General features: G+C 67.3%; 11 protein-coding genes. 6 read left to right on the top strand and 5 right to left on the bottom strand.

The window, feature by feature from the left end; genetic code table 11:
- Window positions 1-264 precede the first annotated feature (264 nt).
- From JL37_RS04600 to JL37_RS04580, 5 genes are all read left to right on the top strand, one after another.
- On the top strand, window positions 265-690 hold the full coding sequence (locus tag JL37_RS04600) for a CopD family protein (RefSeq protein WP_043542385.1): 426 nt from the start codon (window positions 265-267) through the stop codon (window positions 688-690).
- A gap of 154 nt (window positions 691-844) precedes the next feature.
- Window positions 845-1,660, top strand: coding sequence for a MetQ/NlpA family ABC transporter substrate-binding protein (locus tag JL37_RS04595; RefSeq protein WP_043542384.1), 816 nt, complete (start codon window positions 845-847; stop codon window positions 1,658-1,660).
- A 3-nt stretch (window positions 1,661-1,663) separates the two neighbouring features.
- On the top strand, window positions 1,664-2,770 hold the full coding sequence (locus JL37_RS04590; RefSeq protein WP_043542381.1) for a methionine ABC transporter ATP-binding protein: 1,107 nt from the start codon (window positions 1,664-1,666) through the stop codon (window positions 2,768-2,770).
- Window positions 2,748-3,404, top strand: a complete 657-nt coding sequence (locus tag JL37_RS04585; protein WP_043542380.1) for a methionine ABC transporter permease — start codon at window positions 2,748-2,750, stop codon at window positions 3,402-3,404. Before JL37_RS04590 ends, JL37_RS04585 begins: the two co-directional genes overlap by 23 nt.
- A 52-nt stretch (window positions 3,405-3,456) precedes the next feature.
- Window positions 3,457-4,647 (top strand): PLP-dependent aspartate aminotransferase family protein, encoded by a 1,191-nt coding sequence (locus JL37_RS04580; protein ID WP_043542379.1) that lies wholly within the window; start codon window positions 3,457-3,459, stop codon window positions 4,645-4,647.
- On the opposite strand, the gene JL37_RS04575 is transcribed toward JL37_RS04580, so the two are convergent.
- Window positions 4,622-5,092 (bottom strand): hypothetical protein, encoded by a 471-nt coding sequence (locus JL37_RS04575; protein WP_043542378.1) that lies wholly within the window; start codon window positions 5,090-5,092, stop codon window positions 4,622-4,624. The genes JL37_RS04580 and JL37_RS04575 overlap by 26 nt on opposite strands.
- Before the next feature lie 190 nt (window positions 5,093-5,282).
- On the opposite strand from JL37_RS04575, the gene ppk2 reads away from it, so the two are divergent.
- Window positions 5,283-6,359: a polyphosphate kinase 2 gene (gene ppk2 / locus JL37_RS04570; RefSeq protein WP_043542376.1), complete on the top strand. Its 1,077-nt coding sequence runs from the start codon at window positions 5,283-5,285 to the stop codon at window positions 6,357-6,359.
- Here the strand turns inward: ppk2 and JL37_RS04565 are convergent, their stop codons facing one another.
- From JL37_RS04565 to JL37_RS04550, 4 genes are read right to left on the bottom strand one after another with little or no spacing between them, the layout of a single operon-like run.
- Window positions 6,360-6,713 carry a DOPA 4,5-dioxygenase family protein gene (locus tag JL37_RS04565; protein WP_043542374.1) on the bottom strand — a complete coding sequence of 118 codons (354 nt, stop codon included), beginning with the start codon at window positions 6,711-6,713 and terminating at the stop codon, window positions 6,360-6,362.
- A 19-nt stretch (window positions 6,714-6,732) separates the two neighbouring features.
- Window positions 6,733-7,095, bottom strand: a complete 363-nt coding sequence (locus tag JL37_RS04560; RefSeq protein ID WP_043542373.1) for a translation initiation factor Sui1 — start codon at window positions 7,093-7,095, stop codon at window positions 6,733-6,735.
- Window positions 7,096-7,152: 57 nt separating this feature from the next.
- A complete protein-coding gene (locus tag JL37_RS04555; protein WP_043542372.1) occupies window positions 7,153-8,463 on the bottom strand; it encodes a sigma-54 dependent transcriptional regulator in 1,311 nt (436 codons plus the stop codon).
- Window positions 8,460-9,881 carry a HAMP domain-containing sensor histidine kinase gene (locus tag JL37_RS04550; RefSeq protein ID WP_231570295.1) on the bottom strand — a complete coding sequence of 474 codons (1,422 nt, stop codon included), beginning with the start codon at window positions 9,879-9,881 and terminating at the stop codon, window positions 8,460-8,462. Before JL37_RS04550 ends, JL37_RS04555 begins: the two co-directional genes overlap by 4 nt.
- Window positions 9,882-10,127: the final 246 nt, after the last annotated feature.

Genomic DNA, 10,127 nt, shown 5'->3' with positions numbered 1-10,127 from the left:
CGGCCAGTCCGGGCCCGCGGGCAGCCCGCCGCCGGCCGCGGCGCCGTCGACGCCCGCCAGCGCCGGATCCGGGCCGTCCACCTCCACGCCTGCTCCCGCGCCCAAGCCCGCGGCCACGCCGGCTACCACGCCGGCTCCCCCTCCCGCGCCGGCAGGCCCGGAGGCCGCCAACTGAGCCTGCCTCCGGGCGCCGGTTTGCTGTAGCGCAAACGGCCGCCAAGCGGCTGTTAGCGAACGCGTCCGCATCCGGCGATAATCCGGGCCATGACATACCAACTACTCAAAATGCTCCACGTGGCGGCCGTGGTCGCCTGGCTGGGCGGCTCGCTGTTCGTGTCGCTGTTCCTCCTGTCTTCGCCGCCGCAGGAAAGCGATGAAGCTCCGAAAGAACGCAAGATGCTGGGCGCGCTGCGCCGTTGGACGCTGTTCGTGACCACGCCGGCCATGGTGCTGACCTGGCTTGTCGGCCTGCACCTGGCCGCGACCTTCGGCTGGTTCGCCATGAGCTGGATCTGGGTCAAGATCGGCTTCGCGCTGGCCTTGTCGGCCCTGCTTGGCATCCAGAGCGCGGCCTTGCGCCGCATGGCGGCCGGCAGCGGCCGGCGCCCGCCGCTGGTCGACCTGTACGCGCCGTTCACGGTCGTCGCGTCCGCCGCGATCGTCACGCTGGTCGTGGTCAAGCCCTTCTGATTCCACGGCGGGATCCGCGCGGCAGGCATATGCCGCGCGGCCATAACCAAACACCCTTGTAATAAAGACTCAACGAACTATTCGTTCGCCGGGCGGATGCCCGTCCCTAGAATCGTTTCTCTCATAACCGCTTAGCCTGAGAGGCGATTCCAATATGACTCCCCGTTTTTTGAAGAAGCTGCTTGGCGTAGTGCTGGCCTCGGCGGCGATGTTCCATGGGCCGGCCTTTTCGGCGGATCCCAAGCCTTTGAAAGTCGGCGTGCGCGGCGGCGTCGACGAGCAGATCTGGGAAGTGGTGACCGAGGTCGCCAAGAAGAACGGCCTGGCCGTGGAGCCCGTGGTCATCACCGGCACAGCCAGCCCCAACGAGGCGCTGAACAATGGCGACCTCGATGCCAACGCCTTCCAGCACATTCCCTTCCTGAACGACCAGATCGAGCAGCGCGGCTACAAGCTTGTGCCGGTGGCCAACACGCTGATTTCGCCGATCGCGTTCTATTCGCGCAAGTACAAATCGCTGAAAGACCTGCCGGACGGCGCCCGCGTCGGCATTCCCAACGACCCCAGCAACCAGACGCGGGCGCTCGTCATCCTGCGCGACCAGGGGCTGATCACGCTGAAGAACGGCTTCGATCCGGCGACGGGCACGGCCACGCTGGCCGACGTGACGGCCAACCCCAGGAAGCTCGATTTCGTCGAGAGCGCTTCCGTCGTGCTGGCGCGCTCGCTGCCCGACGTGGACACGGCCGCCATCGTCAACAGCTTCGCCTACCAGGCCGGGCTGATCGCCACGCGCGACGGCATCGCGGTCGAGAAGAAAGAGAACAATCCCTACGTGAACATCATCGCGGTGCGCGAGCAGGACAAGAACGCGCCCTGGGTGCCCGAGCTGATCAAGGCGTACCACTCGGAAGAGGTGCGCCAGTTCATCCTGAGCAAGTACGAAGGTTCGGTGATTCCGGTTTTCTAAGCCATGATGCAACACGAATTTTCCATCGGGCAGCTGGCCGCCGCGCCGCCGCTCCAGGCTCTGGACGCCCACATCGTGTTCGACGGGCTGCAAAAGCGCTACGAGGGCGCGCAGGGGCCCGTCGCGGCGCTGTCCGACGTCTCGTTTTCCATCGCGCGCGGCGAGGTGTTCGGCATCATCGGGAGAAGCGGCGCCGGCAAGTCCACGCTGCTGCGCTCCATCAATATGCTGGAGCGGCCCAGCGCCGGCCGCGTGCTGGTGGATGGGATGGACGTGGGCGGGCTGGACGAGAACGCGCTGGTGGGGCTGCGCCGCCGCATCGGGATGATCTTCCAGCACTTCAATCTGCTGTCGGCCAAGACGGTGGCCGAGAACGTGGCCTTGCCGCTGCGCGTGGCCGGGGTGAAACCGGTCGCGGCGCGCGCCCGCGTCGAGGCGCTGCTGGACCTGGTGGGGCTGCGCGACAAGGCGCACGCCTATCCCGCCAGATTGTCCGGCGGCCAGAAACAGCGGGTCGGCATCGCGCGCGCCCTGGTGCACGAGCCGGAAATCCTGCTGTGCGACGAGGCCACGTCGGCGCTGGACCCCGAAACCACGCATTCGATCCTGACGCTGCTGCGCGACATCAACCGCAAGCTGGGCCTTACGGTGGTGCTGATCACGCACGACATGGCGGTGATCCGCGAAATCTGTCACAAGGTGCTGGTGCTGGACGGGGGCCGCAAAGTGGAGCAAGGCGAAGTCTGGCGCGTCTTCGGCAATCCGCAGGCGGACGCCACGCGCGCCTTGCTGCGGCCCCTGCAGCACGATCTGCCGGCGGACCTGGAGGCACGGCTGGTGCCCGACCTGCAGGGCCGCGAAGGAATCGCCGTGCTGCGGCTGCGTTTCACGGGGCAGGGGAGGCCCGAGGGCGTGTCGCTGCAGGCGCTGGCCGCGCTGGGCCCCGGCGCGACGCTCCTGCACGGAGGGCTGGACCGCCTGCGCGGGCATGCGCAAGGCAGTCTGCTGGTGTCGGTGCCCGCGGGCGCTTTACAGGAAGAGGCCGCGCGCGCCGCGCTGGTGGCCGATCAGATCAAGGTGCTGGGCTATGTCGCTGCCGATGCTCGATAAATACGTGCAGGCATTCCTGCAGACCCTGGCGATGGTTGGTATCTCGGCCGCCATCGCGATCGTTTCCGGCCTGGCGCTGGCGGTCGTCCTGACCGTCACCGCGCCGGGCAACCTCTATCCCCGGCCGCGCTTCAACAAGGCGCTGTCGATTACGGTGAACACGTTCCGGGCCATCCCTTTCATCATCCTGCTGGTGGCCATGCTGCCTTTCACGCGCTTCCTGGTGGGAACCACCCTGGGCACGTGGGCCGCCATCGTGCCGCTGTCGGCCAACCTGGTCCCATTCTTCGCGCGTATTGCGCAGGTCAGCCTGAACGAGGTGGATCACGGGTTGGTGGAGGCCGCGCGCGCCATGGGATGCCGGCGCTGGCACATTGTGCGCCACGTGCTGCTGCCCGAAGCGCTGCCGGGCATCATCGGCGGCATGACGGTGAGCGTCATCGCCATGATCAACGCCTCGGCCATGGCGGGCGCCGTGGGCGCGGGCGGACTGGGCGACCTGGCGATCCGCTACGGCTACGAACGCTACGAGACCCGCGTGATGTTCGAGGTGATCGTGATCCTGATCGCGCTGGTGTCGATCGTGCAGTTCACCGGCGAATGGCTGTCGCGCCGCGCCGACCACAAACGTTGATTTCCCGGCAAGGGCGCTGGCCCTTGCGCTACCCGACGATAGGAATTCCAAGATGTCCGACACCTCGCAACACGGCTTCGCCACGCGCGCCATCCACCTGGGCTACGACCCGCTGGAGGAGCAGGGCGCGCTGTCGCCGCCGCTCTACCTGACCTCCACCTACACCCAGGACAGCATCGAGGCCTTCGATCAGATCCGCCTGGGCGAACGGCAGGGCTATGTGTATGGCCGCACGCGCAACCCCACGCAGGCGCTGCTGGAGGAGCGGCTGGCTTCGCTGGAAGGCGCCGAGGCTGGCGTGGTGACCGCCTCCGGCATGGCGGCCATCTCCGCGACCTTGTTCTCGCTGCTGCAAAGCGGCGACGAAATCGTGGTGGACCAGATCGTATATGGCACCGCTTTCACGCTGTTCGCGCAGGGCCTGACGCGCTTCGGCGTGCGCGCGGTGTTCGCGGACTTCACTCGTCCGGAAGCCGTGGCCGCGGCCATCGGCCCCAAGACGCGCGCCGTCTACTTCGAGACTCCCGCCAACCCCAACCTGCGCCTGGTCGACATCGCCGCCGTGTCCGCCATCGCGCGCGGCAAAGGCCTGCTGACCATCGTCGACAACACATTCGCCACGCCGGTGTTGCAGCGCCCGATCGAACACGGCGCCGATATCGTCCTGCATTCCGCCACCAAGTACCTGGGCGGGCACGGCGACCTGCTGGCCGGCGCGGTGCTGGGGCGCAAGGAACACATCGACGCCATCCGCCTGCGGGGACTGCGCTACTTCACCGGCGCGACCCTGTCGCCGTTCACGGCGTTCCTGGTGCTGCGCGGCATCAAGACGCTGGAACTGCGCGTGCAGCGCCACAGCGAATCGGCCGGGAGGGTCGCCGAGCTGCTGCGCGGCCACGCCGCGGTGGCCGAGGTGTTCTATCCGGGCCTGCCCGACTCTGCGGGCGCCGATATTGCGCGGCGCCAGCTGGCGGCTGGAGGCGGTCTGGTGGCGTTCGAGCTGAAGGGCGGCATTGCCGCCGGCCGCGCCTTGCTCAATGGATTGAAGCTGGCGCGTATCGCGGTAAGCCTGGGCGATCCGGAGACCCTGATCCAGCATCCCGCGTCCATGACCCATGCGAGCTACACGCCCGAGGACCGCGAACGCTACGGCCTGTCCGAGGGCCTGCTGCGGCTGTCCGTGGGCCTGGAAACTCCCGAGGACATTCTCGCGGACCTCAGGCAGGGCCTGGACCGGCTGTAGCCTGAGACGGCGCCGCGCGCCGCCACGCTATCCATTCGCCTTCTTCCTCGAAATTGCGCGGGCCCCGGCGGGCTGCGGCCAGCCCCGTCCGCAATGTGTCCATGTCCAGGCCGGGGAGGTTGCGCAGCAGGGCGGGGGGCAGGCGGTCGATGTCGAGCACGGCTTCGTCGAATTCCATCGCCATCAACCCGCCTCCGTCGCTGGGAACGCGGAAGAGCCACAGGCCTTCCATGTAATCGCCGGACCATGGGTCGGGAAACATGGCTTGCGCATAGCGGAATCCGAACTCGTGGATCTCGCTCCAGGGCAAGAATTCGCGCTGCCGCATGGCGCGCAAGAGCTCACCGCTGCGGGTCAGGCCGGCGTCGTCGAAACGCAGGGTTTCGCGCAGGGGATCCTCGGCCGGCGGAGGGCCGGCGAGCAGCCGTTTGATGAATGACCACATGGCGCGCCGTGAAAGAGAGGTGAGGGCTGGCAGGCCCGTTGCGGACCTGGCTAGCCAAAGATGCTACAACCGGGCATACACGTCAAATCCGCGCCGTCTGCCCCGCCGGGCTCCGGGCGTTTGCCGGCAGGAAAGCAGGCGACCGCCCGGCCGCCGCGGGCCGGATGGCAAGCGCAACAAGGAGAACTCCATGACGGACAAGATGCCGGACAGCGCCGGCCAGGACCTCGCGCCGGAACCCGAGGATACGGCCAGGCCCGAGCTGGACGCCCGCAAGCGCATCTCCGCTCGCGTGGCCGCCGCGCGGCAGGAGGCCGTGGCGGTGCTGGCCGACATCGCGCGGCGCCATCACGCCGCCGATCCCATCCAGGCGCGCGAGGCCCTGCGTTCGGTCATCGAGGAACTGTCTCCGGACGATGCGCAGGCCGTGCACCGCGCCTTGCTGGAAGCGGGCGCGCGGGCGCCGGACGGGGCCCTCGACGCCGACGACGAACTGGTCGTGGATTGGCGCGAAGGCATCTATCCTTACCGCCATCGCATGCAGCGGCGCAACTACGAAAAGCAGAAGTACCGCCTGCAGGTCGAACTGTTGAAACTGCAGGCCTGGGTCAAGGCCACGGGCCAGCGCGTCGTCATCCTGTTCGAAGGCCGCGACGCGGCGGGCAAGGGCGGCACCATCAAACGCATGATGGAACACCTGAACCCGCGCGGAGCGCGCGTGGTCGCCCTGGAAAAGCCGTCGGACACCGAGCGGGGCCAGTGGTACTTCCAGCGCTACGTGCAGCACCTGCCCACGGCGGGCGAGATCGTCATGTTCGACCGCTCCTGGTACAACCGCGCCGGCGTGGAGCGCGTGATGGGCTTTTGCACGCACGGCGAATACCAGGACTTCCTGCGCCAGGTGCCGGATTTCGAGCGCCACCTGGTCTCCAGCGGCATCCACCTGATCAAGTTCTGGTTCTCCGTCAGCCGCGAAGAACAGCTGCGGCGCTTCCAGCAGCGCAAGGTCCATCCGCTCAAGCAGTGGAAACTGAGCCCGGTGGACTTGGCCTCGCTGGACAAATGGGACGATTACACGCGCGCAAAGGAGGCGATGTTCGCCCACACCGACACCGCGGACGCGCCGTGGGTCGTGGTCAAGTCGGACTGCAAGAAACGCGCGCGCCTCAATGCCATGCGCTATGTGCTGAGCCGCCTGCCGTATGAAGGCAAGAGCGGCGACCCGGCGATGGCGCTGGATCCACTTATCGTGGGCCGCGCGCTCTGATCAGGCGCCCAGCGCGTGCAGGTTCAGCACGTGGCTGCGCCCGATCCAGACGGCGCGGTCGCGGTGGTCGCGCAGCGAGTCGCCGGTGTTGGGGTGCATGAACACGTCCAGGGCTCCGTGGTGCAGGGCGAGCCAGGTCGCGATCTCGGCGAATTGCGCCGGCTCGAATGCGATCTGGTAGCTCCATTGCGGATGGGGGCCGACGGGGCGCTCGTGGAAGCGTCCCAGTTCCATCCGGCCGCCGAACGCGTCGGCGATCCGCTCGCGCAGCGCGAAGGCGGCATCCCTGCTGCCTGCGTCGAAGTACACGTGGGCGTGCCAGCTGGCAACGTCCGCCATCGATAGGTTCGTCATTGATCGTTCTCCGTACGCGCTAGCCGCCGGCGCGCTTGGCGCGATAACCCTGTTTCTGCAGGGCGTCGATGATGCGGTCGCAGTGGTCTCCCTGCACTTCGATCACGCCGTCCTTGACCGTTCCGCCCGACCCGCAGGCCGCGCGCAATTGCTTGCCCAGCGAGTTCAGCGCGGCGCCGTCCAGCGCCAGGCCCTTGACCAGGGTGACGCTCTTGCCGCCGCGGCCCTTGGTCTCCCGCGACACGCGCGCCACGCCATCGCCGGCCGGCGCGGGCTTTGCTGCCTGCTTGCACAGGCATTGGGCAATGGGACGGCGGCAGTCTGGGCACATCCGCCCGCTTTCCGTGGAATAGACGAGACCGCCTGTCGAACTGCTTTTCATGATGGGCTTGCGTAAAAAGTCCTATGTTAATCGCCTGAGCGCGCCGCGTGGCCGGGATCAGCGCTGGCGAAGCTTCTTCCACAGCGTGGTGCGCGAAATCCCCAGCCGCTTGGCGGCCAGCCCCAGTTGGCCCCCCGATGCCGCGATGGCCTGCTGGATCGAACGCAATTCAGCATCCGCGCGCGCGGCGTTCAGGTCCGGGATGACGAGGGACTCGTTCAAGTTGCCTTCGGGGAACAGGTCGCCGTCCTGGATCGTGGGGCCTTCGGCGATCACCGCCGCGCGCAGGACGCGGTTTTTCAGTTCCCGGACGTTGCCGGGCCAGGCGTGCCTGAGCAACGCCTGCTGCGCGCCTGGCGAGAACACGGCAGGCGCGGGCGAAGCCGCGGACCAGTCGTTCAGAAACCGTGTTGCCAGTGGCAGTATGTCCTGCACGCGTTCGCGCAATGGAGGCAGGTTCAGGTGGCCCACCGAAAGGCGGTAATACAGGTCGGCGCGGAATGTCTTCCGCCGCACGGCTTCGGGCAGGTCTGCATTGGTGCTGGCCATGAAACGGCAGTTGGCTTTCATGGGCGCGCTGCTCCCCAGCGGCAGGAAGCGCTTGTCTTCCAGAACGCGCAGCAGCGCCGCCTGGGCCTTGGGAGCCAATTCGCCGACCTCGTCCAGGAACAGCGTGCCGCCGTCAGCGTGTTCAATCAGGCCTCGATGCGCGTCGCTGGCTCCGCTGAACGCGCCCCGCCGATGTCCGAACAATTGGCTTTCGACCAGATCGTCCGTCAGGCTTGCGCAATTGACCGGCATGAACGGTCCGCTGGAAAACGGAGAGTTCGCGTGCATGAACCGCGCCGTCAGTTCCTTGCCGACGCCGGTTTCGCCCTGCAGCAGCACGGTCAGGCTTTGCGCCCCCAGTTTCTGAATATTCATGGCGACGGCTTCCGTCGCAGCGCTGGCCAGAAAGGGGTTTTCCGGCATGGGGCCGCCGGCGTCCTCGTCGTCGAACGCTTCGATGGCGGCGCGGATGCGGGGAATCAGGGCGTCGACGTCGTAGGGTTTGGTGAGGTAGTCGGTGGCGCCCGCCGCGATCAGGCGCACAGCCTGCGCCAGCTCGCCGTAGGCGGTCGCGAACACGATGGTGGAGCGCGCCACGTAAGGAATGATGCGGCGGTACAAGTCTTCGCCCGAGCCGTCCGGCAGACGGATGTCGGCCAGTATGAAAGCGGGGCGCAGCCGTTGGCGGCGGAACGCTTCGACGGCCTGCGAGCAGTTTTCCACCCAGGCGGCCGAAAGCCCTTCCAATTGGAGGCGCTGCCGTAGCGCGCCACCCAGCACGCGGTCGTCTTCGATCAGCAAGACGTCGACGTAGCTCATGTCCTGTCCTCCGATGGCGCATACGGCAATTGCACGGTGACGGCCGCGCCGCGTCCTGGGGCGTCGGCGATGGCGATGTCGCCAGCCAGGCCCTGGACCAATTCCCGCACGATACCCAGCCCCATTCCCTCCGCGTGCTCGTCGCCTTGCTGCATCAGCGCGGCGCGCGCGTGATCGGGAAAGCCTGGGCCTTGGTCCGTGACGCGCAGCAACAGGCGCGACCCGTCGCATTCACTGTCGACCTCGATCTCAGCGCCGGGCGGCGACGCGGCGACGGCATTGAGCAGGAGGTTGAGCAGGATCTGGCGCAGCGGCGCGGCGGGCAGGGGCAGCGCCTGCCCCGGCCAATCATTGCGGAACGCCAACCGTATCCGCTTGCGCCTGGCTTCCGAGCGGACCAGCAGCTGCACGTCCTGGATGTCCGTCAGGGTCAGGCGGGGGGACGGCTCGTCCGGCCTGAAGGTCTGCAAGCTGGCGTCCACCACGGAACGCAAGGTCTGTATGCCGCGGTCGATGAAATCGATGGCGTCCCGGCGCGCTTCTTCCTGATGCCCGAAGCGACGCAGTGTCTGCAAGGCTGTCTGCATGCCCGCCAGCGGGTTGCGCACCTCGTGGGCCAGCGCGGCGGACATGCGTCCCAGCAGCGCGGCGCGCTCGATGCGGTCGTGCCGGCGGGCCAGGGTCTCGCGTTCCTGCACGCTGCGGACCATCCAGTTATAGGCCTCCATCAGCTCGTTCAGTTCGTTGTCTCCGGGCTTGACCGCCCGAAGGTCCAGCAGTTCGGGCGTGTCGCGGCGGGCGGCGCGCAGTTGCTGCGTGAGGCGGATGATGGGCCGTTGCAGACGGCGCGCAAGCAGAAATCCCAGGCCCGCGCCGGCCAGGCTCACGCCCAGGCCGACCAGCACGAGTTCGATTGTCAGGGAGCGGCGTTGCGCGATGAAGTCGCCTGCATCCAGGTTGGCCGCGACCGTGCCCAGCCAGGGCCGGTTTTCGTCGAGCAGCCGCCAGGTCCACACGCCGTTGGACACGGCGCTCAGATACGTGCCGCTGGCTGACTTCGCAAGCTGCGCCTTGAGCGGAATGGCCTCGACCTCGGCATAGCGAGCCACGTGCGCAATCAACTGGCCCTGTGCGCCGATGATGGCCAGCGTGCGATCGACGATGCCGACTTGCGTGTCCAGGGCGCGGTTCAGAACTTCGAGCATCTGAGCCTGGTCGCCGGCGCGCACGGCAGGCAGCACGGCGGCCGACAGCCCATCCAGATAGACCTGGCCCAGGTTCGAGATCTGACGCTCGAACTGGCGCGAAAGACCGTGCAGCGATAGCGAGATCAGCGCGCTGGAAACGAGGAAGAAAAGAACGGCCACGCCCAGCGGAATCCTGACGGTCAGCGGTAGGCGGCCCATGCGGCGGAACATGGCAAGAATCGTTGGGGCAAAGAGAGGGATTATGCCTGCCGCGGGCAGCGCTCGGCATCGCGGAAAAAAGTGCAACGTTTGGAAAACCGAAGCTTCGCGGGCAAGTTCCATGCCCGTTCGTTGCTTCCCTTGTGGGGCAGAGGGTTTCCAGGGAATGCATGTCCCCTTTTCTGAACATTGAAGACGGGGCATGTTCATTTAAGTGAACGTTTTCACGGCGGCCCGGCCCGGGCGTTCCGCCGCACG

Source organism: Achromobacter sp. RTa (genome assembly GCF_000757485.1).
GTDB lineage: Bacteria > Pseudomonadota > Gammaproteobacteria > Burkholderiales > Burkholderiaceae_B > Achromobacter.
This window is presented reverse-complemented; position numbering and strand designations above follow the sequence as displayed.